This window comes from Ruegeria sp. BI7 (assembly GCF_056537925.1).
On record NZ_JBQFSK010000015.1, the window covers coordinates 49,835 to 76,068 of the forward strand.

The following is a 26,234-nucleotide window of genomic DNA, read 5'->3' on the forward strand; positions in this document are numbered from 1 at the left end:
GGGCCTTGGGGTGACCTCATCCTCTCTTCTGGTTCGTAAATTGTAGCCTGTACGTGGAACCCATGATGCACTTTCCTACTGGTAATTCTTCTTCGCTGAACAAATGAAGGTAACTTCTAACGGTGTTACAATGCGAGCCACGACATTGTAATATTGTTTAATAACAAAGTCTTGACTCGAATCCATTGGAAGCTTTCACTCCGCAGAGAAGCTGCGAGAGTTCAAGATGACCAACACATATTCAGAGCTGAAAGCGGACTTAAAGTCCGCCGGAGTGACGCTCAGATCCATTGCACGCGATGAGGGAGTGTCGCACACGGCTGTGACGGATGTTGCGCGAGGGGCCCGTCGTTCAAGACGAATAGAACAGGCCATCGCTGATCGCCTGAACACGACACCCGAATTGCTTTGGCCTGATCGCTATGGGCAAGAGGGAGGTGCAACATGACCTGGCCCTAAAAAAGCAAAAACCTATGTGCGCCAACACATAGGCTTCGCATGATCGAGTGACTATTCGTTCCAGTCATATCGATCATCTCCAATCAAATCTCAAAGTCAAGGCTGCCACTCGATTTTTCGGGCCTGTTGATGTGCCTTGCTGTCAAGGAGACGATCATGTCGACCAACGACATTGCGCGCGATGAGCGCGAGTGGGCAAGGGCGTTTGCGCTTCGCAAAGACCTGGCTCCATACATTCATACCGGTTTTCAGTCGAGCGCGATTGTGAAGGATATTTGTAGAGCACACGAAATCTCGAGAGCGTCCGCTTATAGATTATTAGATCAGTTGCGGGTCGATGACCGTGCAACAGCCCTAAGACGTTCTAAACCCGGTCCGAAGAAGATGAGTATCAGGCTCTGCGATGAGACCGAGAAAGTCGTCTATGACTACCTTCGCAAGGAATTTCTTGCTCGAAACCAAATCTCCGTTGCAAAGGCTCTCAAGCAGATCAACGGTGAACTATCAGATTTGGGCCTCCCTGGGATTTCAAAGACAGCTTTAATGAACCGGATTGAAACAATCCCAGACCGAGTGCTTAAGCTAAAGCGTCATGGCGGGAAGGCAGCTCGGCAAGCATACCAGATCATCCGAGGCAGATATGTTGTGAAAGACCCGCTTGCTGTTGTTCAGATTGATCACACTGTGCTGGACGTAATGGTTGTCGACCCAGACACATGTGAATGCATAGGACGACCATATCTAACGGTTCTGCTTGATATCGCGACGAGGATGCCGACCGGAATATTCCTATCGATGGAAGCGCCATCGGCTATCAACCTCATGCAAGCCTTTCATCGCTCTGTTTTTCCCAAGGCGGAATACCTCGCTGAACTGGGAATACCGTATGAATGGCCTGTCTATGGGCTGCCACTTGTAATCAGCAGCGACAACGGGACCGATCTCAAATCAAAAGCCTTTAACGGGGGGCTGGAACAGTACGGCGTTGAGCACATATTTCGCCCTGTGGCACAACCTCACCTAGGTGGACATGTTGAACGTTTCATCGGAACGATTCAAACCTTCGTTCACACGCTTCCAGGAACCACATTCTCAAACATCAAAACAAAGGGAACATATCAGCCTGAAAAGCAGGCGACGCTCACCTTGCGTGACGTTGAAAGACTCCTGCTCGAATTTATTCTTCGGGATTACGTTCACGATAGAAAGCGCCGGTTGCTGACTTCGCCAATGAACGCCTGGAACGTCAGATGGCGGGAGAGCAAGTCACGGCCGCATCTACCATCTGATCCGGATCGTTTCCGGCTTGACTTTTTGCCATTCGAAAACCGCAATATCCAACGGGAAGGGCTGGAACTATTCGGGATGTTTTATCGCTCAGAACACCTTCAGAAGATGAAAAACTGCGGCGTTCAAAACATCACTGTCAAATATGATCCAACTGACATCCGCACAGTTCAATTCAGCGCAGATAATGAAACATACTACGAAGCGCGAGGCGAGCACTTTCCGCGCAACCCGTTGTCGGTTGATGACTTCCAAGAACTGCGCAAAGCACGCGAAGAACGACTAAACGCCTCTCTGAGCGCTCCAGATCCTGCAGAAGCGCATGACTTCCGAAAACAAATCCTGGCTGACGCGCGCAAACGCAAGAAAGCTACAACCCCATCTAAATTGGGCTCCTTGCCGCAAGGTCGAGATATTCGCGATCTTGATGGATTTCGGCATTACTCTGAGCGGGGGAAATTGTCGTGAGCAGGGTCCCAACGCAGCAGTTTCCCGATATGTCAAAGGCATCGGTCCCGGAGCGCATTCACTACATTCGTGAGGGTGCCTATTTCGATACGTCGGCAAGGCGTGCGCTTCGAAACCGTCTCGACGAATTGGTTCAAGCGCCGTCTGATTGCGACAACAAGCTTGTGTTCATAACCGCGCCAGCGGGGATGGGTCTCACACGCATTCTAGAGGAGTTTGCAACACAGCACCCTCAGGTGACCAACGGGCGAAGCGGAAGACAGATAGTCCCCGTCGTGAATGAGCTTATCCATCCGAGTGGTGACATCATCGACTATTGCGACGCGCTTCGCGCCAATCTTGATATCCCGGGATATGGCCCGCTCGTTCGCCAAACGTCATATTCAAAAACCCTCGAGCTTCTCGGCCATTTGGGCACACGTCTTGTTATCCTGGAGGATTTTCACCGTATCTACAGCTTCCAGAAAAGACAGAGGATTTCGTATCAAAACTACGTCCACTATCTGATGTCCAAATATGACATCCGGGTTGTCCTGACGGGAGCACCACGCATTTGGCGATGGGCCATGGAAGACGAGCAAATTCTTGGGCGATCTCTCCAGCTTAAGTATCGAGCGTGGACACCCGCAGAAGATGACTTCATTGAATTTCTAGAAGGGTTCGAACGATGGTGCCCTGTTAAGGAGGAGGGGGGATTATCCAGTGACCCCAAGCTGAGAAAGGCCATCATCACCAAAACGCATGGCATCTGCAAAACCGTTATGCAGGTTCTTACCGGCTTTGCGATTTACGCAATCGTGTCTGACAATGAGCGTTTGGATCTCGACACCTGGTTAAAATATCGCGACCAGGACCTGCCTGTATGAAGGTCACGCCCTATGACATGGAAAGCCTGACATCATTCGTAAGTCGTGCCGCCGCCATGAACTCAATGGATGTCCGTTCATATCTTCGCAGCCTTTTCCAGTCTGATGACTACATGAACCCGATTGCGCTGCCTGAGGATCTGGATGCGTTGGATCACGGTGTTGTTCTAGCCGGCCTCAATGATGCGCTGGACCCCATCAAACGCAGGCTGGAGCTGCTCACGCTACCGTCTGCCAAGCCCGGCGTTCATACAAAGTGGCTGAGGCGGGCAGGGGGCATCAATATGGGTGGTGACCGCTTCAGCGGGATACCGGCCTTCGCTTGGTGCCCACGCTGCCTGCTTGTGGATCAGCTCTACGGTCACGATCAGTTTCTGCGTTTGTCTTGGCGTCTAATCACTCGGACGTTCTGCTGGAGGCATAGAAGGCCACTCACAACGCATTGTTTGGCCTGCAATGATCGCGAAGCAGGAACGGCATTCGTGTTTAACGGAAGCAATGTCGCGCTCACATGCCGTGCGTGCGGTTCCCCTTATGCGACACAGCTTGGACTACCTGACATGTCTGCATCAACGACAATACAATTGCGCGACAACCATCGTGTGCAAGTTGCTTGGGATGGTGCAATCCAATTGGAGGCTGCACTCGAGCGGAGCTTGCCTGAACGGTCGAAGCACAAGAACAAGCGAGAATTTCAAAACTTTGCGCTGGCATTTGCGAACATCCTTATGAAATCCAACCCACATAGTCGCGCACCGATCGACCTCTTTTCGAGTGTCGCTTTCCCGGCGCGACCAAATCCACGTAATATTACATCGATGGATCGACCATACCGCGCATCTTCCGTGGCCGTACGCCGTAAGACACATGGCTTCATGGCAGCATTACTGAAGCGGCGCGTGAACCTGTTTTCAATCACAGGCGTGCATGAGAAGCGATGGGGCAGGGACCCTACTATGCAGGAGCTCCGTTCCCAACTCGAACCTGAGCAAAACGATGAACTCGATCAGCTATTGCTAATGTTCCCGGCTAAGTGGTTTTGAGGGTGCGGGCGGGAAAGCTGACCTTCGCTGCAACCATTAATTGCTATCCCGATTTCCTTTAACTGGACATCTACCCGACATGTTCCAGTGGCCGTCTTATGCAAGTATTCACAAGCTATGCGAGACCAGCTCCTCTAATGAAGCGCGACGGTACGTTTCGATAATGCGTTTGGTCGGAAAAAACCATGAGGTGCCTCTTGGCACGCGTGATGCCGACATAGAATAGTCGGCGCGCTTCATCGAACTCAGACTGCGTTTTTGCAGCAAAATGCGGAATGTTGCCTTCATTGGCGTGTATGATTGCGACCGCTTCAAACTCACGTCCTTTAGAGTTATGAAGCGTAATCAATTTCAAGGCGTTGTCAGGATTGGCAAACAGGCCGAGGTCGGCGATCTGTAAGTTTTCAACATCGACATCGTTCCTCGCCATGTCCGCAGCAATTTCTTCAACCGAGTGTGTAAGCGCGGTTGCTGTTACGTGATCGATCCATTCATCGCGCACAAGGATATCACCTACGATCTGTGCAGAGGCGCGAAGCCAGTCCAATCCGCCGGGGTTATCAATGGCACTTTGCTGCGCTGCGTATACCAACGCCAACGCCGAACACCGACCGGAATAGGAAAAGATATCGAAACGAGTCTGCCCCATTGCTTCGCTAACTAACCGAAAGATAGCTTTTTCCACACCCGGTAGCTGTGACAGATTTTGTGCTTCGACGGCAGCTCCTAGTTGCTCGGCTAGTACAGCGTAAAGCCGTCTCCTTTGATACGGGCGGGCACCCGGTCCAAAGACCGGCACATCGAACTCGCGCAGCCTCCTCGCGACAGGTATCAAATGCCTCCACCAAGGAGCGACGATAGCCGCCTGACCAAGTGGGATTCCTTGTGCTTCGAGCAACGGCAAGAAGTAGTCAGTAATCCCTACAATGGGAGACTGGACGTGGCGGTATTCGACGGTTCCGGCAACATTTGCAGCCGCGCCTGCCGAGTGCATTGCAGGCATGCGCGGTGTAAGTGTTTCGGCGGGATTAACGATCTGAGGCGCGCAACGGAAATTGCCCGTGAGAACAAAGTTCTGCTCAGCTTGCACACCGATTGCGAACGCTTGACCCAAGTCTGGACGAGCGCCCGCGAAGCCATTGATCGATTGGTTTTCGTCACCAACAAGAAAAAACCTGCTTCGAAGATGCCGCTCTAACTCGCCCAGAATTGCAATCTGAACATCGGTTGTGTCTTGAAACTCATCGACAAGGAGCCAAGCAAACCTGCATGAGAGACCATGCCCAACAAAGGAGTGCTCGCGTAGAATTCGAAGCGAGTAGAAAAGGATCATTGCAAAGTCGATGTAGCCATTGCGACGCATCAACTCCCAATATCTTGCGGCATTGGCCTCGCTGACAATTCCCCCATCAATACCAACGCCTGCGGCTCGGCCCTCTGAGTCCATCCGCAAAGAAGCGTAATCCTCAAAGGTTCGAAACTGTATTGCCCTGCCAATCTCATCTTCGACCGTTCTAACAAGGCGGTCGAAGAGGCTCATCTCACGTGTCAAAACCTTGAAACCATCGGGCAGTTCGGGAATGAGCCAGCAGTAGGGCTTTAAGATAAATCGTAGGCAGAATGCATGGATGGTTGCGATCTCGCAGCGCTCTAGTAGCGATTGAGAGCCGTTTTGCTTTATCCTGCTTTCAATCTCCTCCACGGCGGCATTGGTATAGGTGATACAACCAACCGAGCGCGGAGTGTCTTCCAATTGTTCGGCGAGCAACAGTAACTTCGCCATAATGACCCGCGTTTTTCCACTGCCGGGACATGCTGTAAGGAGTAAGTTTCCATTGTGCTCAACTGCTTGCCGTTGTTGCGGCGTCAAAGTAGTCATTCTTGAAGCCAATCAATCGCTTGCTGAATGTACTGAGGCAAGCCTGAACATAGGTGCGCATGACGCGCTGCGACCTGCGCGAACCGGCCTTTACCAAATCGTTTGGCAGTATTGAGGACAGATGTTCCTAGGTCTTCAATAACCTGACTTTCAATCTCTGGTCCCAGATTGTCGTTTTGAAGAGAAGCGAGACCGGTCTCGAGTTGCACTGTGATCTGAGGCGCTCCAAGCTGCCTACAAGCTTCGATGAGCATTGGCAGTGTTTCAACTGTCACCAGCTCACGCTCGAACGTCGTTGCGCCAGCAAATACCCGGACGAACTCTCCTTGGAGGGCAGCAAGGTTCGGCTTTTCTACAACCAAATCAAATTCATCGCTTGCGTCCGACGGCCTTAAATCCGCGTCAGTCACAACTGCGCATTTTTTCTCCAGGTTTCCTGTGCGGAACAAACGAGTAAATACATCGAAGTGCACCCCGTGAATAGCAACAACAGAAATTCCTTCCCGCTCAAGGTTCCCGCCATGTACTGCCTCATAAAGCGCTGGGAGAAGAAAGAGCTCAGCGGCCCCTTCAACAAGCATTACTTTTCGTGCAAACAGCAAGTCGCTTTTTGTGGAGTCCAGATACCGCTCAAGATCGGCGATGGCATTTGCATCCAATTGATCGTTAGCGGCCAATGTGCACGATACGACAGAAGCGTCGGCGCGTTTGGTAAGAGATATAAGCGTATTGAAGGGTGCAAGCGAGGTTATCTGTGTACTGTGGCTCGTGAGAAGAGTTTGTACGTCCTTTGATCGCAGTGCAACAAGCAAGGAAGCTTGAAGTTGAGGGTGCAAGTGCGCCTCCGGTTCCTCGACAAGTACGAGTTGTCCTGCTGAGTTCCCGCGAGCACGCCGTCTTTCCAGGTACTCCATCAAAATGGCAATATACAGAATGTTGTTCATACCCAGACCATTTCGGCCAGGTTCAAAAGACGTCATAGCCAAGTCGGAAAGCAGTATTTTTAGGTTGCGAACAATTGCCTGAAATGTTGCAGCGGAAAGTCCGAGCGTCGCATCCATCTCAAATGCTGGCCCTGACACATCCTTGAAAGATGCGTCGATAGAGTTTGCAATGTCTGCAACTGCAGCTGATGCCTCTATTTGTTGATTAGCGTTGTCAAGAATTGCAATCAGCGCATCCTGCTCCCCTTGGTCAATCTCGCATGCTTCGATCAACCGGACCAATGGGGACGTTCTGAAGTTACGCAGCTCATTTTCGACATCGCGCAATGCCGGCAAGCTCACCACCAAATACGATTGTAAATCCGAGAAGCGGACAGCTTCACCGATTTCATCGTCCCAATCGATTTCCGTGAGATCGATTGCAGGGTTGCCTCCGCCTTTTAGTTCCCACTGATAGTCCTCCAAAGTCAGATCACCGGCAACGATTTCCTCTGTCCCTAGCGCCTCTCGCACGCTCAGCCTCGGGCGAAACCGATAGAAAATGCGCGCCTTGTTAGCCTCTGTTTTCCAAGTTGCAACCAATGCTTCCTGGTTCACGATTCCTTCAAAACCACTCAATTCAACACCGATAAGAACTTGATTTGGATGAGCGATGTCGACGCTGGTATGGATGTCTTCCCTAACAAGGGAGCGGAACATGGAAGGAAAGGATACATCGAGGCATATTTGCACAGCACGAAGTAAAGCCGTCTTGCCAGTGTTGTTTTCGCCAATAATGCAGGAGAGATCGTTGTCGATGCTAACATCAGCACTCTTTAAACCACGATAATTTTTAACAACAATTCTAGAAATTCGCATCCGAAACTTGCCTCTTGGGTTGTTCTGTAGAGAACCAATGCACCATTGGCGATACTATGCAATTGCATTTTGGCCTACCAAGCAGCTTCGATGAAATAGTCTCAAACAGAAGTTCAATAGTTTTCCAATGTCCGCTCATGGAATGCCGCAAAGCAGCGTTTCGGATTTTGACCAAAGGCAGCTTTGGGCCGCAAGCGATCAGGGCAGGGCACATTGTCGCTCAACATTGTTCAGCGCAAAACCTTACGCTGTGAAGCTGTCGGTCTGGGAGTTGTGTCTGCTCTCGGAGGTTCTCGATGCGCGTCGCAGTCGACGATCGTATTTCTGCAGTCTGAGACAAGCTTGTTAAGTCTAAATCAGCGAAATCCACCAAAATGCATGAAAATCTTAAGTCGTTGAATTATTGGGAAGACGAGTCCCATTAATTCGGTCTCATTAATTACGTACTCCGACAATTCTCCCTCAAAAGAGGGAATTACCCAATAAGACGTCTTATGTTAAATAACTGCGTTTAACTTACCGTCGATATGCGGAGTATCTGTCGAATAGGTCGGCATGCGCATCAGATAGGACCGTATTTCTGGTGACACACTGCACCGAATGGAAGGTCCCGGCCGTTCGAGAAAATCTGAAACAAATGAATTTTGGTGCTTGTTTAAGCCGTGAACCTCAAGCTAAATCACCTGTACGCAGGGGAGTCCCACCAAGGGGACTGAGAGGCTGACGGGGCAATGCCCGGCGACGCGACCCTTTGAACCTGACCCAGTTGATACTGGCGTAGGAAGCTAGGGCGCGCAGGCCACATTACCGGGCAAGCGCACTCCGAACAGGGGGCTGTCTGCCTTCTCGTTTCCCCAAGCCAAAACTCATCTGGTGTCTTTTTAAGTTGAACTGCTTGAGGAGCACCAACATGAACGTCCCCAACCCCAAAATCACCGCCGGTGAACTGCCCGCATCGCGCAAGATCTATGTAAACGGCACATTGCACCCGGATGTGCGCGTGCCAATGCGTGAAATTTCGGTCCACCCCACGGCGGGGGAGCCACCCTTGCCTGTGTATGACAGTTCAGGGCCGTATACCGATCCGCAGGTGATGACGGACATTCGGCAAGGTCTGGCGCCGCTGCGTCGCAAGTGGATTGAGGCTCGAGCAGATGTCGAAGAATATGATGGACGTAAGATCAAACCGGAAGACAACGGCTTTGTCGAAGGTGATCGGTTGACGCCCGAGTTCCCTGTGCGCCCGCGCCCTCTGCGCGCCAAGGATGGAAAAGCTGTGACGCAGCTGGCCTATGCCCGCGCCGGCATCGTCACCCCGGAAATGGAATTCATCGCCATCCGCGAAAACCAATTGCGCGAAGGTGTCGTTGAACAGCGCGAAGGCAATGATTGGGGTGCAAACATCCCTGATTATGTGACCCCGGAATTCGTGCGGGACGAGGTCGCCGCTGGTCGCGCCATTATCCCTGCGAATATCAACCACCCTGAAAGCGAACCGATGATCATCGGGCGTAATTTCCAGGTCAAGATCAACGCCAATATGGGTACCTCGGCTGTGACCTCTTCGATGGAAGAAGAGGTCGATAAAATGGTCTGGTCGATCCGTTGGGGTGCTGATACCGTCATGGACCTGTCGACCGGCCGCAACATCCACAACACTCGTGAATGGATCATCCGCAACAGCCCGGTGCCGATTGGCACCGTGCCGTTGTATCAAGCGCTGGAAAAGGTCAACGGCATTGCCGAAGACCTGACATGGGAAGTGTTCCGTGACACGCTGATCGAACAGGCCGAACAAGGCGTCGACTATTTCACCATCCACGCAGGCGTGCGCCTGCATATGGTACCGATGACGGTAAAACGGGTTACCGGTATTGTGTCGCGCGGTGGGTCGATCATGGCCAAGTGGTGCTTGCATCACCACAAGGAAAGCTTCCTCTATGAGCATTTCGACGAAATCTGCGACATCTGCCGGGCCTATGATGTGTCGTTCAGCCTAGGCGACGGTCTGCGTCCCGGCTCTATCGCCGACGCCAATGACGAGGCACAATTTGCCGAGCTTGAGACGCTGGGTGAGCTGACCAAAATCGCGTGGGCCAAAGATTGTCAGGTGATGATCGAAGGCCCCGGACACGTAGCCATGCACAAGATCAAAGAAAACATGGACAAGCAATTGGAGTGTTGCCACGAGGCGCCCTTTTACACGCTTGGCCCCCTGACCACCGATATCGCGCCGGGCTATGACCACATCACCAGCGGCATTGGTGCTGCGATGATTGGCTGGTTTGGTTGTGCGATGCTCTGCTATGTCACGCCGAAGGAACATCTGGGGCTGCCGGACCGGGATGATGTGAAAACTGGGGTTATCACCTATAAGATAGCGGCTCATGCCGCTGATCTGGCAAAGGGTTTGCCGGGCGCACAACGTCGTGACGATGCGCTGTCCCGCGCCAGGTTCGAGTTCCGCTGGGAAGATCAGTTCAACCTGTCGCTGGACCCGGAAACGGCGCGGGAATTCCACGACCAAACCTTGCCCAAACAAGCGCATAAGGTGGCGCATTTCTGTTCCATGTGCGGGCCGAAATTCTGCTCGATGCGGATCAGCCACGACATTCGAACTGAAGCGCAGAAAGAGGGGATGGAGGCCATGGCCGCCAAATTCCGTGAAGGCGGCGACCTTTACATGCCCGTGAAAGACTAAACACCGAGGCGGAGCCGATCCTTTCGGCTCCGCACGCTCTTGCATTGAAGGGAAACTACTCTCAGGGCAATAGATCGGATACTTTGCTGAACCCAGTCAAATCGAAGCCAAATGAAATTGGCTCTCCGACCCTGTTTTTAGCGTCGATCTGCAATTGATTACCTGCCCGCATCGCAGACATCCATTCCTGGGAAACTGGCGAACGGGCAAAACAACCTTGTGCCTCGCATGTCAGGAACTCCAGACGGGCGACCTCGGCATCATCCACCTTTGCAACCAGCCCTTCCGAGAACAAAAGACCGAATGGCAGGGTCAGCACGGTCTCAGTCTCGTCCTTACCTGCAGCCTTTATAAATGCGATGGACGTAAGCCTTTGGTTGTTTTCGGTCAAAACGATGCTTTGGGTCATTTCGCAGATCAACTCGGACCCAACGGCCCGATTGCTGCAATTGACCGACCATGGCGGCGCTGCGCCTTCCTGCGCAGCAAGGGGAGTTGCCAATCCCAATGTGACCCCCAAAGCGCTTATCCAAGTTTTCATCCTGCTGTCCCTCATCGATTAGAATTGTAGTCCAAGGCCAAGACCTACCTGTAGGGCCCTGGTTGAGTCTCCGAACAAATGATCGAGGCTCAGATTGACAAAGCTGCTGTCATCCAGCGCAAACAGCCCCAACCGGGCCGAGACCAAGCCATGCGCGTCGCCGACAAAGCTGGTGTTTGAAAACCCACCGTCAGCGGTGCTCGCTCCGTTGAACCCGGCGGTGACCGATACGGTATCATCCGACGAGAGAATGGCACCAACCTGAAAACTTGCGCGAAGCTTCTGCGAGGCACTCAGGGTTTGCTCGGTTCCGATTTCCAGCGAAGGCGTGAACGAATAGATCATCTCGCTATCGTCTTGCAGAACGACCCCCGCTAGGGTTGCATCGCCATTGCTTTCGGTTGCCAGACGTGTGGCATCAACGGCTACCTCAGGGCGCAGATAGGAACTGCCGCCCGCGAACCTGTGGTCATAAGCAAGGCTGAGACGCAGGTTCTGATGGTTCATCTTGTGCTTGATCTCGCTGACACCAACGGTGCTTACGATTTGACCGTTGGGCAACACGCCACTGATCCCGCCCGCGCTGAGCGTATCATAGTCTGACCAACCGGCCGACAGCTGGGCTGCAAACTCCCACGCGCCGGTGTATTTGGTCAGCGAGGCACCCAGATTGAACCGATCACCCGTTGCATTGTAATTCGACCCGTTCCGTAGGCTCATCTCGTCATAGCCTACCGCGAACCCAGCGAATAGCTCATCCCCAACCGGCAGACGGACACCAGCCGACAGGTTGGTGTCGTTGATGTCCAGCTCTTCGTACATGCCGGTCTGATCGCGGTCATAAAAAGACCGCCCGCCTGAGAACCAGACACAATTGCGCGGGTCATCCCCGAACTGGTAATCGGTAAACCGTTCGCAATTGTGCAGTGTATCCGCAAATACCCGGGTGCCATAAAGCGCATCCACGGCATCGGCGGCATAGTCGGCAGTCGACAGGCTTTCGATTGCGGCGATGACATCGGCCTCGGACTGCATGTTGCCGATCAAGGCGAACAGTTGGCCTTGGGCAGCCGATCCCTGCCCGTTCAGAACTTGGTTGATGTAATCCCCGATGGCCGCCTGATTGGCGTTCATGCCGGGGGTCGAATAATCCGGCGTGATCACCAGGTCGACCGAACTGCCGTCAGAGGTGGAGCCGTTCAGGCCGATGGAATAATCCAGCACCACAGTGTCTTCGATCAGCGTGCCCGCGTCTGCGGCGGTTCCATCAAGATTGATGATGACAAGCGGCAAGGCCCTTTCCAGCGTATTCAGCAGTGGCACCAGCGTACCGCCCATGGTGGCATTACCGGTGGCATTAACCAGGTCGCTGTTGCCACCCGATGCCCCAGAGGTCAGGAAATACACGTCGAAGGTTGACGTTGCCGTTGCTCCAAAGGCCAGGCTTCCGGTCAGGTTCAATGTCTGGCTGACATTGCCGCTGAAGGTAAAGTCACTGGCCGCAACCGTCGCCGTCAAATCTCCGTCCAGACCCAGATTGGCCCCCAGTACAAAATCACCGTTCACCTGCATGAAGCCGTCAGCACCCAGATTGACCGTATCCAACGCATAGAAGGCCGCGCCGTCTTCGACGGTAAAGCCGTTGGTGCCTGCGCCAAGATCCATGTTGCCAAGGGCCGTACCCGCAAGCGAGATTTGTTCGTTGCCGTCGCCTCCATTCACCAATTGATCGTTGCCGGCGATCAACAGGGTATCTTTAGACAGGGTCAGCACATTGTCGGTGCCGCCGTCCACAACGATTGATGCGCCTGACCCCGCGTCGCCGGTGCCGCCCATGACGACGCCGTCAAAGCCAAGTGTGATCGCGTCTGCGCCATCGCGCCCCTCGGATTGTGCCAAGACGCCGATGCCGCCCTCGCCCACCGACAGGATGTTACCATCAAGCGTCATGTCGATGGCGCCACCAGAGCCCGCACCACCAGCAGCCCCGCGATAGACCGAGTCCACCATGCCACCGCCGCCGCCAAGCGACTGCGCCACAACACCAATCGCATTTTCGCCCGTCGTGACGATGTTGCCGGATTGCGAGAATCCGATATCACCGCCATCACCGCTATTTGCAGCAGACAGGTTTACCGTGATCCGGCTGGCCTCCATATCGGTTGAAACGAGACCGCCGCCGCCACCGATACTTTGGATAACGAACCCGTGCGATCCAGTTCCACTGGTAGTCATGTCCCCGATATTTGCAAAGCCGACATCACCACCGTCACCGGTTGAGTCGTCTTGCGCGCCCAGCGTTACATCCGCACGCCCAAGACCCGAGATGACAACTTCGCCCCCACCGGCACCGATACTCTGAACGCTTTGGCCAAAGGATCGGTCACCACTTGTGAACACGTTGCCGTCCAGCGAAAGGTCGATATCGCCGCCATCGTTGTTGAAGCTGGGATCAGAGCCCAGGATCACAGACGCGGCCTTTTCGATCCCGGCTTCGCCATTCGTATTGCTGTTCAGCACAAGTTTGCCGCCACCGCCGCCGATGGATTGCGCCGCACCGGCGGACGAGAACGCGCCATCGGTGCCAACATCACCGATCCGGCTTCCGTCCACGTCACCACCACCGGCGTCATCCGTGTCAATCGCACCCAGACGTGCGGTGATATCGATAGTGTCACCGTCTTGAACATCCACCGTGGTCGCGGATGTTCCACCGCCGCCACCGACACTCTGCAACATCAGGCCGGTCGAGCGATCGCTTGTGGTGGCAATGTTGCCGTTATGGGCCTGTGTGATCTGGTTGCCCGCCATACCCGACACGTCATCGCCACCAAGGGCGATATCGCTGCTGACGACCGAGCCGGTCGCGCCAGCGGTCGTGGTGGTGAAATCGACAGAGGTATCAGTATTGCCGCCGCCGCCATTCACCGATTGGACAAAGACCGCCTCGCTGCCCGCGCCATTGACCAGAATATCTCCGGTCGAGTTGACAGTTACAGTGCCCACCGAACCGGTGGATCCCTCCCGAGCCCCCAGCGCCTGCGAGATTGTGTAATCCAGCACCGAGACCAGCGGGGACGACACCGAATAACCCGCGTTGCCGCCGCCGCCGCCAACGGATTGGGCATAGATGCCAAACCCGTTTTCGGCATTCACAACAATTGTGCCAGTGTGGTTGACCGTGACGTCTCCTCCATCAGAACCCGATCCGCCTGATCCGCCAATGGCGATCTTCGAATAGGATTTGCCCGTCATTGTGTTCTTAAGGTCGTTCACGTCCATCGCAACGGCCAGACCGCCATTGCCGCCGCCGCCACCGACAGATTGTGCAAAGATGCCGTAGGCGCCTGTGCCATCCACTTGAACGTCTCCGGTGTTGGTGACGACCACGTTGCCGGCAACATTGCCGCTGCCGCCCGATCCGCCGATATTCAGCTGCGCGGTCGGAGAGCTGCTGTCCCCGGTCTTTAGCCGCAATGTCCCCGTGATTGAGCTGCCGCCATTGCCACCGCCGCCGCCGACGGATTGGGCAAAGATACCATGCGCACCGGCACCCGTTGTCACGATCGTACCGGCATTGGTCACCGCGACATTGCCGCCCGTGCCACCCGTACCGCCTGATCCGCCCAGACCAAATTGCAGCGCCCGCCGCGTAGTGGCCTCGGCCCCGCCATAGCGCCCGTCAACCGAGATGGTCGAGCCGCCATTGCCGCCGCCGCCACCGATGGACTGGGCAAAGATCCCGTGACTTTCCGTACCATCGGTCAGGATCGTGGCATCGGCTTCGTTGACGACGGTTACCGTGCTGCCCGCGCCGCCAGTGCCACCAGTTCCGCCGATCAGAATGGCGTTTGTCGTTGATCCTTCCGAGGATCGGCCCAAGATGATGTTGCGCACCTGTTGCGCGTCGCCTCCGCCACCGCCAACGGATTGCGCATAAATACCGATAGACTTGTCACCTGTTGTTGCGATGACATCGCGGTTAGTAACCGACACTGCCGCAGACATCGCACCGGTGCCGCCATTGCCGCCAATCGAAATTGTCGCTGTGTTGCCGATCTCTTTGCGCAGGTTGATGATGCGGTTTTCCACCAGGCCACCCATGCCGCCTCCGCCGCCGACGGATTGCGCATAGATGCCGTGCGCCATCGTGCCCGCCGTGGTGATCATGCCGTCATTCACAACGGTCACAATGTCCGACGTCATGCCGTCCCCGCCAGTGCCTCCGATGTTGATCGAGGCTGCCGTCCCCACGGTTGATGGGTTAACGAAGGATTTGATCGTATCCAGGTTTCCCTGACCCGCCTGCACCATACCGCCAGTGCCACCTGCACCGCCCACCGATTGCGCCAGCAACCCGATCGAGCGTTCCCCCAGCGTTGCGATCCGTGCGGTACTGGTCACATCGACCGTGCCACCTACGCCGCCAGAGCCTCCGGTGCCACCGATGGACAGTGATGCCGAAATGCCGCCACCGGCCGAGTTGCTGGCCTTGCCGCCATTGCCGCCACCGCCGCCCACGGATTGCGCGAACACCGCATGGGCATCGTCGCCCTGGGTGACCACGGTGCCCGCGACCACAGAAGTCACGTTACCGGCCGCGCCACCAGTGCCACCCGCCAAACCGACCGACACACTGGCCTTGTTGCCCTTGCTGTCGCCGGTCTTTGGCGTGCCAATGCTGACCGAGGTAGACGAAGAATTGCCGCCGCCGTTGCCAATAGATTGGGCAAAGAACCCGTAAGAGCGGTCACCCGCAGTGCTGATGATACCGTCCGAGCTGGCAAAAACATCGCCGCCACTGCCGCCGGTGCCACCGGCTCGGCCGATCTGAATGTTGACGTTGCCGCCATCCACCGAGGTCGAGGCCGAGTTATAGCCCGCATTGCCACCACCGCCACCAACGGATTGCGCGAACAGCCCATGGGAATCCGCACCGAGCGTTGTGATGTCGCCGGTATTGCGCACATCGACTGTCCCACCGATGCCGCCCTGACCTGTCCCGCCGCCAACAGCCAGGCCAAAACCCTTGTTGGTTTGGTCCGAGGCAAGTTCATAGGCAAAGGCCAGGTTCAGGGCTGCGTTACCCCCGCCGCCACCAATGGATTGGCCGAATACCCCGTGGCTACTGTCTTGTTTCGTAAGAATATCGCCGTAATGGTCAATATCGACCGTCCCACCATCCCCAGCGGTTCCGGCATCGCCGCCAATGGCAACCACAGCCGACATGCCGGTTTTGTTGCCAGAAGAATCCGCTGGATTCACTTTGCCTTCAAGCTCATCCAGCACGTTGTTGTAATTGGCAATTACCGAGTCATCCACGCCCGTATTGGTCGGTGTCTTTCGGTCGGTTGAATCGCCGGTGCCGCCGTTACTCTGGTTGCCCGTTGTTTTGCTGATACCCACAACCGCGTTGACCCCGGCGTCACCGCCACCCCCGCCAATGCTGGACGCCTCGATCCCGTGCGCGCCGACACCGTCTGTCGTGATAGTGCCTGCTGCCGCTAGGGCGGTTCCACTCATGACGGTCACGTCGCCAGCGTCACCACCGCCGCCACCAAAGCCGCCGATGCCCATGGCGATGGGTGAACTGTCCTTGGTGCCGACAAAGGTCGCGTTGATCCCGCCAGTACCGCCACCGCCGCCGATGCTTTGGGCAAAGATGCCACGCGCGTGATAGCCATTGGTCGATATATTGCCGGTTTGCGTAACAACGACGTTGCCCGCATCTGCGCCGGTGCCGCCATGACCGCCCAGACCACCAACGATGCTCAGGTCGGTTTTGCCGTCGGAATTGTTGGAATCGCCATAGTTCAGCTGCCCGGTCACATTCAGCGCGCCGTTACCGCCGCCGCCCGCGATGGACTGGGCCAGAACGCCGTGCTTCCAATTGCCCGCAACGGCAACCGATCCGGCATGATCCACGCTCACATCGCCCGAGACATTGCCATTGCCGCCGAAACCACCGACACCAAATGTGACCGAGGGGATCTTGCCATCCTTGCTCAGCGCAATCCCGCCCGACACGTTCAGGCCACCATTGCCACCGCCGCCGCCGATGGATTGCGCCATCAAACCGGCCGAGCCATCGGTATCCGGCTTTTCTTCGTTGAAGACCCCCATGTCGATGAACAGACGCTCCAACCCATAGGTCGAGGCCAGCTCTTCGGTCTGATCCACGATGGTATCGCCCAGGAAATCGCGCAACTTGTCTTCAAAAGTTGTGGTGTCAGGGATCGAAATATCGTCCGGGTCCGTCGTGACCGTGATATCCGCCTGCGACGTGACTGTGACATCGCCCGCCTGACCACCGTTTCCTGCGAACCCCCCAACACCCACGATCAGCGAGCTGTCGGACACGATCCCGCCCGACACGTTCAAACCGCCATTGCCACCGCCACCGCCAACGGATTGCGCCAGCAGACCGGATTGGCCGGTGCCATGCGCCATGATCGTGCTGCCGGAGCCAATGTTTACGTCGACGTTCCCGGCATTGCCGCCACCGCCGCCAAAGCCGCCGACCCCGACAACGACTGCATAGGATTTGCTGCTATCCGTTTGCCCCGCCCCTGGTTTGCCGCTGATCGCGATTCCGCCAGAGACATTGGTGCCGCCATGACCACCGCCGCCGCCCAGCGATTGCGCGATAATTCCGCTGGCGCCTTTGCTTTCATCTACGGCGAAAGTGCCGTCGGATTGCAGCACCATCGGCACCGCCTGCACGTTGCCGGTGTAATCCAGGTCGACATCACTTGCATCGCCGCCTGATCCACCAAATCCACCCACGCCCGCTGCAACGGAAAAGATCGTGTCAGACCCCGACGGTTTGGTCAGCGCCAATGAGCCCGAGATATTCACACCGCCGGTGCCGCCACCGCCGCCAAGGCTTTGGGCGAAGATACCATGCGCCCCGTCGCCTGCGGTCACTACGTCGCTTTGAACGTCCAGCGTTACCGTACCGGCATCACCGCCACCGCCACCAAAGCCACCAAGGCCCAATGCGACCGCTGCACCGGATTTGCCCGTCAGGTTCACCGCGCCCGAAACATTCAGACCGCCATTACCGCCGCCGCCACCAACGGATTGCGCCATCACACCGATGCTGTCGACGCCCGTCGTGACCACCGAAGTTGTGCCACTACTGTCCGTACTGGAACGCAGGGTGCTGATAACGTCGCCAGCATTGCCAGCCCCGCCGCCAAAGCCGCCCACGCCCAGGCTGACCGAACCGCCGTTTTGCTGGGTGATACCCAGCGTGGCCGAGATGTTCGTGCCGCCATTGCCACCACCGCCGCCAAGGCTTTGTGTCAGAATGGCCGTGCTGCGATCGCCAGCGGTCAGAACCCCGCCTGTAACAGTCGATTGAACCAGCGCACCGGCATCCGCGCCGCCACCGCCGAACCCGCCGACGCCAATGCCTACGGCCGCATTGGTCGAGCGGGACAAGGACAAGGCCGCCGAGATGTTGGTGCCGCCGTTACCACCGCCCCCGCCAAGGCTTTGTGTCAGAATACCGACTGAGTCATCGCCAGCCGTGGTGACATTGCCGGTGACTTGCTGGGTGACGTTGTCCGCTGTGCCGCCGTCTCCGCCGAATCCGCCAACGCCGATCCCAAGACCGCCCGAGAAATTGCTGGCTAGAGAAATCGCGCCGGAAATATTCGTGGCCCCATTACCACCGCCACCGCCCAAACTTTGCGCCATGACGCCAGCCGAGCGCGTGCCCGAGGTGCTGACATTGCCAACAAAGGTGTTGTCGACCACGCCGCTGGTGCCTCCGCTGCCGCCGAAACCACCAACACCGATCCCCGCCGCGCCGGAACCTGTCCGCGCAATGCTAAGCGCGCCCGAGATGTTGACACCGCCATTGCCACCGCCGCCACCGACGGATTGCACCAGAACACCAGTTGCGTTTTCGCCGCCCGTGGTGACATCACCGGTGACCGAGCCGGTGGCTGAACTTGCATTGCCGCCATCCCCACCAGACCCGCCAATGCCAACGCCAACAGCACCGCCGCCAGTACCCGAAAGGTTCACGGCAGCCGAAACATTCAGTCCTCCGTTACCGCCGCCGCCTGCTGCGGATTGCACCAGAACGCCGCCTGAATTGTCACCAGCCGTAGTGACGTTTCCAACAACCGTCCCGCTCGCCGTGTTGGCGTTGCCACCATCGCCACCGCTGCCGCCAAGCCCGACCGAGGCACCACCGCTGCCGGTTCCGGCAACCGTGACTGTGGCGGAGACATTCATACCGCCATTACCACCGCCGCCGCCAAGGCTTTGGACGATAACGCCGCCGGACTCGCTCCCTTGGGTCGATACATCGCCGGTTAGCGAGGCTTCGGCGGTGCCGCCGTCACCGCCCGTACCGGACGCGCCGCCGAGACCCACCGAGGCACCGCCCGATCCCGTGCCTGCCGCAGCAACCGCGACCGAGACGTTCAGGCCCCCATTACCGCCGCCGCCGCCGACGGACTGCGCTAGCAATCCTGTCGAAGTGTCACCCAACGTAACCAGATTGCCCGTGACATTTGCCGTAACAGCCGAGGCATCGCCGCCACCTGTCCCGCGGCCACCCAGACCTACAGCCGCCGCGCCGGAGCCTGTACCTGCACCGCCCACGGATGCCGAGACATTGAACCCGCCATTGCCGCCGCCGCCGCCAATGGATTGCGCAACAACTGCGCTGGACTGCGCGCCTTCCGTCTGTACATCGTTAGCGACGGTCAGACCCACGATGCCGCCCGTGCCACCGCTGCCACCCGATCCGCCCAAACCAACGCTGATCGCTCCTGACCCGGTGCCTGCGCCCGCCAAAGCTGGCGATACATTAAAACCACCGTTGCCACCGCCGCCGCCGACAGATTGTGCCAGAATACCAACCGAGGCGTCGCCCTTGGTGACCACATTTGCCGTTGTGCTGGCGGTAACCTGGCTACCGTCACCCCCGCCCGCACCAGAACCGCCCAGCCCAACCGAGACTGAGCCCGCGCCCGTGCCTGCACCCGAAACAGTGGGGGACACGTTGAACCCACCATTGCCGCCGCCACCGCCGATGGACTGCGCGACGAATCCGCTTGAGGCAAACCCGTCTGTCAGAATGGTTCCGTTCGAGGTCAAGGTGACGTCGCCGCCCTGCCCGCCGGTATCACCCGACCCGCCAAGCCCGACGCTGACCGCGCCGCTGGCCGTGCCCGCGCCCGACAGGACCGGAGCAACATTGAACCCGCCATTGCCGCCGCCACCGCCAATCGATTGCGCCACAACGCCCGAGGACTGGTCACCGCGTGTTTCCACTGCATTGTTGGATGTGGCGATGACGGTGTTGCCATCTCCGCCACCTGCGCCGTCGCCGCCCAGGCCAACGGATACTCCGCCCCCCGCTGTGCCCGATCCCTGAACCGCCGCACTGACGTTAAAGCCGCCGTTGCCGCCGCCGCCGCCAATCGATTGCGCCAGAAAGGCTGTGGCTGAATCGCCCTGCGTCAGGATCGTTCCGTTTGAGGTCAACGTGACTGCACCACCATCACCGCCACCATCGCCCGTGCCACCCAGCCCAACGCTAACCGCGCCAGAGCCGACACCCGCGCCCGCGCCAGTACCAGAGATATTGAAGCCCCCATTGCCGCCACCGCCGCCAATGGATTGTGCAACCACGCCAGACGACCGGTCTCCGGCGGTCACAATGGAATTCGTCGTGGTCAGGTTGACCGTTCCTCCCACTGCGCCACTGCCGCCATCGCCGCCCAGGCCGACGCTGACAGCGCCGCTGCCAACCCCTGCACCTGCGAGCGAGGCGCTGACGTTGAACCCGCCGTTGCCACCGCCGCCGCCGACGGACTGTGCCAGAACCGCAGTCGAGTCCGCGCCGCCTGTGCTGACTGTGCCGGAGACTGTGCCAGTGACCGATTTTCCAATCCCGCCGCCCGAGCCACCGCCGCCAAGGCCAACTGTGACAGCACCGCCACCCGCGCCAGCCCCCGCGATCCCGGCCGTGACGTTGAACCCGCCATTACCGCCGCCACCGCCAATGGATTGGAACACAACACCACTTGAATTGTCGGACAGAGTTGTGACGTTCCCAGCAACCTGAGCCTCGACCACGCCGCCGTCGCCGCCGGTCGCACCGTTTCCGCCCAGCCCGACGCCAATTGACCCGGCACCAGCACCCGCAGCGGCGACTCCTGCGGTGACGTTAAAGCCACCATTGCCACCGCCACCACCAATGGATTGAACCACTACACCTGTGGACCGCAAGCCTTCGGTTCGAACGTCCCCATTGACGCGAACGCCCGTGACAGTTCCTCCACCGCCACCACTGCCGCCGTCACCGCCAAGGCCCACACCGATGGTTCCGGCACCGGCACCCCCGGCGGCCAGACCCGCCGCGACGCTGAAACCACCATTGCCGCCGCCGCCACCGATGGATTGCACGACTACTGCACCGGAATCGTCTCCGCGTGTGGTGACATTGGCGTCGACAGTGGCCGTTACGTTCCCCCCTGCCCCGCCACCGCCGGATTTACCACCAAGACCAACGCTGACCGACCCCGCCGCAGCGCCGCCGATATCGGCGCTCGCACCGATGGCATAGCCGCCATTGCCGCCACCGCCACCGACGGATTGCGCCACAACGCCGCTGGAAAACGCGCCGCTGGTCTCAATCGACGTGCCGCCTGAAACCAGAGTCACATCACCTCCGGTTCCGGCACCGCCACCATCACCGCCGACGCCGACATTGATGCCAATCGCAGCAACACCACTGGCACTGACCCCGGCGGCGATGCTGCCGCCGCCATTGCCACCGCCGCCGCCGACGGATTGCGCGATGATCGCGCTGGAGTTCGTGCCCGTCGTGGTAACGTCCGCATTGGTATAGACTTGAACGGTCCCACCATTGCCAGCGCTGCCCGCCTGCCCGCCGATCCCGACGGAAACATTGCCGGAAAACAGTGCCGAAGCCCCGCCGGTTGCTGCAACCGCCAGACCACCATTGCCGCCACCGCCACCAACGGATTGGAAAAGCATCCCGGTCGAACGATTTCCTGTGGTGACAACTGTGCCCTCGAACCCTGCGACCGTCGCAACCCCGCTGCCATTGAACTGGCCGACCGTTACGTCTCCGCCCTTGCCACCCGTGCCGCCATTACCGCCGACACCAACTGCCAAAGATCCAGAAACCGGGCCGCCGGACACCGCAACCGAGACAGCATAGCCACCGTTGCCGCCGCCACCGCCAACCGATTGCAGCATGACACCGACGGAATCTTCTCCTCCGGTTTGCACCGAAGCTGAGCCGCTGCCGCTTAGCGTGACGTCGCCACCGTCACCACCATTACCTGCCGATCCGCCGACCGAAACTGATGCCGCACCAAAGGCCCCGACGGCCACCGAAACAGCACCGCCGCCATTACCGCCACCGCCACCTACGGATTGGGCAAAAACTCCTGACGAGCGGTCGCCAGAGGTTTGGATCGCCGAAGGCTGGCTACCGTCGGTGTTGGACAGGGTCACATCAACGTCTCCGCCGGTGCCACCGGCCCCGCCATCACCACCGATGGCCACGCCGACAAATGCACCAACAGACCCGGACGAGCCACCGTTGCCGCCACCGCCGCCGATGGATTGGGCCAGAATGCCCATCGCGTCGTCTCCGGTCGTGGTAATGATGCCGTCGTTCACGATCGTCACGGTCGAACCGCTGCCACCGCCATTACCATTGCCGCCGACCGAAACCATGCCGCCAGACGATCCGCCGTCCCCGCCGCCACCGCCGATGGATTGCGCGATGATGCCGCGCGCGCCGTCGCCGCCCGTTACGATGCTCCCGTAATTGCTGACGCTGACTGCTGCGCCCGTGCCACCCCGCGACCCGGTGCCACCAATGGCTACCAAACCATAGGAATTCGCGCCCGTGCCACCGCTGCCACCGATGGACTGAGCCATAACCCCGTCAGAGCCTTCGCCTGACGTCAGAATGCTGCCGCTGCCCTGGACTGTGACGCTCACAGTGTCTCCGCTACCGCCGTTTGATCCGACCCCGCCCAAAGACAATGCAACCAGCCCCCCTGCAGTGCCCCCCGAACCGCCACCGCCGCCAATGGATTGGGCGACGATTCCGCGCGCGAAATCCCCTTGCGTCTCAATCGCCCCGCCATGCGAGACCGAAACCGCGCCGCCATTGCCGCCATTATCTGCGCCACCGATCAATGATACCAGCAAGTTGCCACTGGTACCGGCCGAGCCACCGGACCCGCCGATGGACTGGGCATAAATCCCGTTGGCGTAATCTCCTGTCGTCAAAATGCTGCCGCTTGATGTTGTGTTGACTGTGACCGTGCCACCACTGCCACCATAGCCGCCGTCACCTGATGCGCCGACCAACCCCCATTGCGAGCCACCATTGCCACCATTGTTCGATACACTCAGAGCATAGATGCCATCGGCCGAGTCTCCGGTCGTTGAAATCGACCCGCTCTGGTTGACTGTGACATTGCCCCCATCGGCTGAATGCCCGCCGGTACCACCGCCCGGTGCCGCGAAACCGCTGCCGCCATTACCCGCTTCACCGCTACGGCTAAATGCAAATATGCCGTCGTTATCGGAGCCTGATGTTTGGATTGTGCTGCTGGAGTTTTGCGTTGCGGTGACTGTGCCACCTTTGCCGCCATCACCGCCGTCGCGTCCGTCCCAGAAACTCAGATACGAGTCGCCCCCGTTGCCGCCGTCGCCCCCGACGCTGCCGATCTCCCAGCCGACGTTGCTGGTGGCGTTGACATCGCTGGACAGAGATTTTGTCTGCGTTGGGCCATCATCACCATCACCGCCCGATCTTGGCGGAACGACCAAGGCGCCGTCCCGTCCGTTGCTGCCATTCTGTCCGTATACAACTTGATTTACTCCGTTGGGCCCAGAGACATTCACTGGCGGTGTGACGGTACCCGGAGTGCCCGAGCTGTTGAAGTTGCTGTTGTACTGGGACAGCGTCAATTGCGTCGACAGGCTGGATGTACCGGTCGCCCCGGAATTGCTGATCTGCGCCGTTGTTCCGCTAATGGAGACAATATCAAATGCAAGCGGTGGATTGTCCGAATTATAGATTGTGTCGCCCGCACTTTTAACGAGAAAAACATATCCGTCAGCCGTTTCCACAAAAGCGGTTGTACCCGCTGTTGGCGTCGAGGCCGGATCCACAATTAGCGCGCTTACGGTCGTATCCAGACCAGTCACAGGGTTGGTGACTGTGTCGCCAACTTTGGAAGCGGCTGTTGGCGCAGCAAGCAATGGATTTGAAATCAAAACAAAAAATGAAATCGCGAGCAGCAGATTTGATTTCATTGTCACCCTCGAACCTCGCAACCGGCATAGTCAGAACACATGGCAATCGGGTACAGTTCCGAAAAACAGTTACCTGCAATTCGGCATTTCCCCATCACCATTTCGGGCAGAATACGCGCAAGCTAAAGGAGATTAATTTCCTAAAATTCACCTATTAACAGTTTCGTGAACCGTATTGCCTAAATGCAACATTTTTAATGCGCCAATAGGCTGTCACACGGTTTGAACAGGTAAACCACCTAAGGTGAGACAGCAGCCCTATTAAAACGTGAAATGTGCCAAGGCGACATGACGGGCGCCTTCCGGACGAAGAGTGGATTCGTATAGGGTAAAGCCGGTCACAAGCATCTCTGGCAACGTATTCACCGTCCAATCGTGGGGAATGTGAGTCGCCTGATGACGATCGTGTTTAAGCCGCGCGATCGTTACATGTGGGCGAAAACGTCGGCGGGGCAACACAATTCCGGCACGCCGTGTTGCGATCTGTATCTTGCGATGCAGCGCAACAAGTGGCGCGTTGTCCTTAACCCCAATTGCCAATGCACGCCCGAAACACTCGATGCCCAAAAACGTGATGTGAAAAGGTGCAGAGGAAAGCGCCAAAAGCTCGTCATGCAAAGCCTCCAATACCTGTTCGGGCTGATCATCCAGAAATGCCAGCGTCAGATGCAGGTTCTCAGGTGGCACCGGTCTGCCCGCGGGTAACGCGCGTTGTAGCGGCGCAAGAGCCACCTTCGCCTCATGGTTGAGTGATATAGCGACGAAGGAGCGCAATTGACCCTCTTGCTGTGTCTATTGTTGAACGCACGTAAAGTTAACCGTTCATGCCCGCGATGTCAGGTCTTTGCGCGATCTGCATGAAAGCCCGGAATTGATGAATGACTGGCCCGAGCCGACTTATTCTCGGGCGATCCGGGATAAATAGAACTGAGTAATGGCTTGTGTCCTGTTTTTCACCTTAAGTTTTTCATAGATATTCGACAGGTGAAAATTGACGGTGTTGGTCGAAATCTGCAGCTCTTTTGACAAATCCCGGTGCGACATTCCTTGTGCCAATGCCTCAAGAATGGCGCGCTCTTTGCGGGACAATCTTTGAAGCGGGTCCTGCTGCATTTTTCGTACGTCGATAAACGGAAATACCATCTTACCTGCCGCCACATTGGCACAGGTTTCCAGCAGGCCTTCGACCTGGCCGGACCGGGCGGCAAACCCTGCGGCCCTGGCCTGCATCGTCAGACGCGGTCTATCACCCGTCGCATCGCTATAGACCACAAGCCGCGGGGCGTTGGCCTGTTCGCGCAGCAGTTCGATCAGTTTGGCTGCCCCCAGCACAGGCAGATTCCAGTCGATCACGCCGACCTAAACGGGAATCCGCATAACAGTCCCAAGAAACCCTTCTGCCGTGGCAGATGTCGCCACCAGCGAGAATCGGGGGTCGCGTTCGGAAACTTCGGACATGGCGGGCAGGACCAGCGGATTGCTATCCGCCAGCATGACATCAATCGGTACTCCTGGGGCATCAACCATCTGTTTCTGCCTTATTTTTGCTAAATACCACCCGGTTGGGTAGGAAGAAATTTGGTATACTGCGGTATTTTTACCAATATGGGTGGGTTTCTTCCCATACCTTTAGCCATCCTAAAGCAGTAGTAAGTTACGTTGTGTAGTAAGACAAGGCAGCGTTTTCTATTCGGCAATGAAACACGACGGGCCGCAGCGCCCGGTCAACAGCCGAGAGTGTCAGACGATGACTTTTCAGATTTATCCCCCGCTTGAGATCCCCGAGACACTGGCTGCTGGTCCGGGGCCGGGCAATACGGACGCCCGCGTTTTGCAGGCCTTCGCCAATG

Annotated in this window: 10 protein-coding genes, 1 pseudogene and 1 riboswitch; of the genes and pseudogenes, 5 read left to right on the top strand and 6 right to left on the bottom strand. The window is 57.4% G+C overall.

The window, feature by feature from the left end:
* Window positions 1–226 precede the first annotated feature (226 nt).
* The 4 genes from ACR0JB_RS21165 (at window position 227) to ACR0JB_RS21180 (ending at window position 4,123) form a co-directional block, all read left to right on the top strand.
* Window positions 227–448, top strand: coding sequence for a helix-turn-helix domain-containing protein (locus ACR0JB_RS21165; protein WP_480790273.1), 222 nt, complete (start codon window positions 227–229; stop codon window positions 446–448).
* A 167-nt stretch (window positions 449–615) separates the two neighbouring features.
* On the top strand, window positions 616–2,214 hold the full coding sequence (locus ACR0JB_RS21170; protein WP_480790274.1) for a transposase: 1,599 nt from the start codon (window positions 616–618) through the stop codon (window positions 2,212–2,214).
* Between the two features lie 29 nt (window positions 2,215–2,243).
* Window positions 2,244–3,080, top strand: a complete 837-nt coding sequence (locus ACR0JB_RS21175) for a TniB family NTP-binding protein (protein WP_480790275.1) — start codon at window positions 2,244–2,246, stop codon at window positions 3,078–3,080.
* Entirely contained in the window at window positions 3,077–4,123 is a 1,047-nt protein-coding gene (locus ACR0JB_RS21180) for a TniQ family protein (RefSeq protein ID WP_480790276.1), read from the top strand. The genes ACR0JB_RS21175 and ACR0JB_RS21180 overlap by 4 nt, the downstream gene beginning before the upstream one ends.
* A gap of 115 nt (window positions 4,124–4,238) precedes the next feature.
* Here the strand turns inward: ACR0JB_RS21180 and ACR0JB_RS21185 are convergent, their stop codons facing one another.
* Together ACR0JB_RS21185 and ACR0JB_RS21190 are read right to left on the bottom strand one after the other, a co-directional pair.
* On the bottom strand, window positions 4,239–6,002 hold the full coding sequence (locus ACR0JB_RS21185; protein ID WP_480790277.1) for a UvrD-helicase domain-containing protein: 1,764 nt from the start codon (window positions 6,000–6,002) through the stop codon (window positions 4,239–4,241).
* On the bottom strand, window positions 5,999–7,804 hold the full coding sequence (locus ACR0JB_RS21190; RefSeq protein WP_480790278.1) for an ATP-dependent nuclease: 1,806 nt from the start codon (window positions 7,802–7,804) through the stop codon (window positions 5,999–6,001). The genes ACR0JB_RS21185 and ACR0JB_RS21190 overlap by 4 nt, the downstream gene beginning before the upstream one ends.
* A 681-nt stretch (window positions 7,805–8,485) precedes the next feature.
* Window positions 8,486–8,605, top strand: a riboswitch (TPP riboswitch).
* 109 nt (window positions 8,606–8,714) lie between these two features.
* On the opposite strand from ACR0JB_RS21190, the gene thiC reads away from it, so the two are divergent.
* Window positions 8,715–10,505, top strand: a complete 1,791-nt coding sequence (thiC, locus tag ACR0JB_RS21195) for a phosphomethylpyrimidine synthase ThiC (protein ID WP_170394364.1) — start codon at window positions 8,715–8,717, stop codon at window positions 10,503–10,505.
* A 61-nt stretch (window positions 10,506–10,566) separates the two neighbouring features.
* On the opposite strand, the gene ACR0JB_RS21200 is transcribed toward thiC, so the two are convergent.
* From ACR0JB_RS21200 to ACR0JB_RS21215, 4 genes and pseudogenes are all read right to left on the bottom strand, one after another.
* Window positions 10,567–11,046 carry an invasion associated locus B family protein gene (locus ACR0JB_RS21200; protein ID WP_170352065.1) on the bottom strand — a complete coding sequence of 160 codons (480 nt, stop codon included), beginning with the start codon at window positions 11,044–11,046 and terminating at the stop codon, window positions 10,567–10,569.
* A gap of 18 nt (window positions 11,047–11,064) precedes the next feature.
* Window positions 11,065–24,384 carry a hypothetical protein gene (locus ACR0JB_RS21205; RefSeq protein ID WP_480790279.1) on the bottom strand — a complete coding sequence of 4,440 codons (13,320 nt, stop codon included), beginning with the start codon at window positions 24,382–24,384 and terminating at the stop codon, window positions 11,065–11,067.
* Between the two features lie 261 nt (window positions 24,385–24,645).
* Window positions 24,646–25,158 carry an RNA 2',3'-cyclic phosphodiesterase gene (gene thpR / locus ACR0JB_RS21210; protein ID WP_170352063.1) on the bottom strand — a complete coding sequence of 171 codons (513 nt, stop codon included), beginning with the start codon at window positions 25,156–25,158 and terminating at the stop codon, window positions 24,646–24,648.
* 123 nt (window positions 25,159–25,281) lie between these two features.
* Window positions 25,282–25,878, bottom strand: a pseudogene (locus tag ACR0JB_RS21215) (response regulator transcription factor).
* Window positions 25,879–26,234 lie beyond the last annotated feature (356 nt).

What these genes read in the sequence shown, in the direction of transcription:
- ACR0JB_RS21165 (WP_480790273.1), top strand. Translation starts at nt 227, where the DNA reads ATGACCAACACATATTCAGAGCTGAAAGCGGACTTAAAGTCCGCCGGA.
- ACR0JB_RS21170 (WP_480790274.1), top strand. Translation starts at nt 616, where the DNA reads ATGTCGACCAACGACATTGCGCGCGATGAGCGCGAGTGGGCAAGGGCG.
- ACR0JB_RS21175 (WP_480790275.1), top strand. Translation starts at nt 2,244, where the DNA reads ATGTCAAAGGCATCGGTCCCGGAGCGCATTCACTACATTCGTGAGGGT.
- ACR0JB_RS21180 (WP_480790276.1), top strand. Translation starts at nt 3,077, where the DNA reads ATGAAGGTCACGCCCTATGACATGGAAAGCCTGACATCATTCGTAAGT.
- ACR0JB_RS21185 (WP_480790277.1), bottom strand. Translation starts at nt 6,002, where the DNA reads ATGACTACTTTGACGCCGCAACAACGGCAAGCAGTTGAGCACAATGGA.
- ACR0JB_RS21190 (WP_480790278.1), bottom strand. Translation starts at nt 7,804, where the DNA reads ATGCGAATTTCTAGAATTGTTGTTAAAAATTATCGTGGTTTAAAGAGT.
- thiC (WP_170394364.1), top strand. Translation starts at nt 8,715, where the DNA reads ATGAACGTCCCCAACCCCAAAATCACCGCCGGTGAACTGCCCGCATCG.
- ACR0JB_RS21200 (WP_170352065.1), bottom strand. Translation starts at nt 11,046, where the DNA reads ATGAAAACTTGGATAAGCGCTTTGGGGGTCACATTGGGATTGGCAACT.
- ACR0JB_RS21205 (WP_480790279.1), bottom strand. Translation starts at nt 24,384, where the DNA reads ATGAAATCAAATCTGCTGCTCGCGATTTCATTTTTTGTTTTGATTTCA.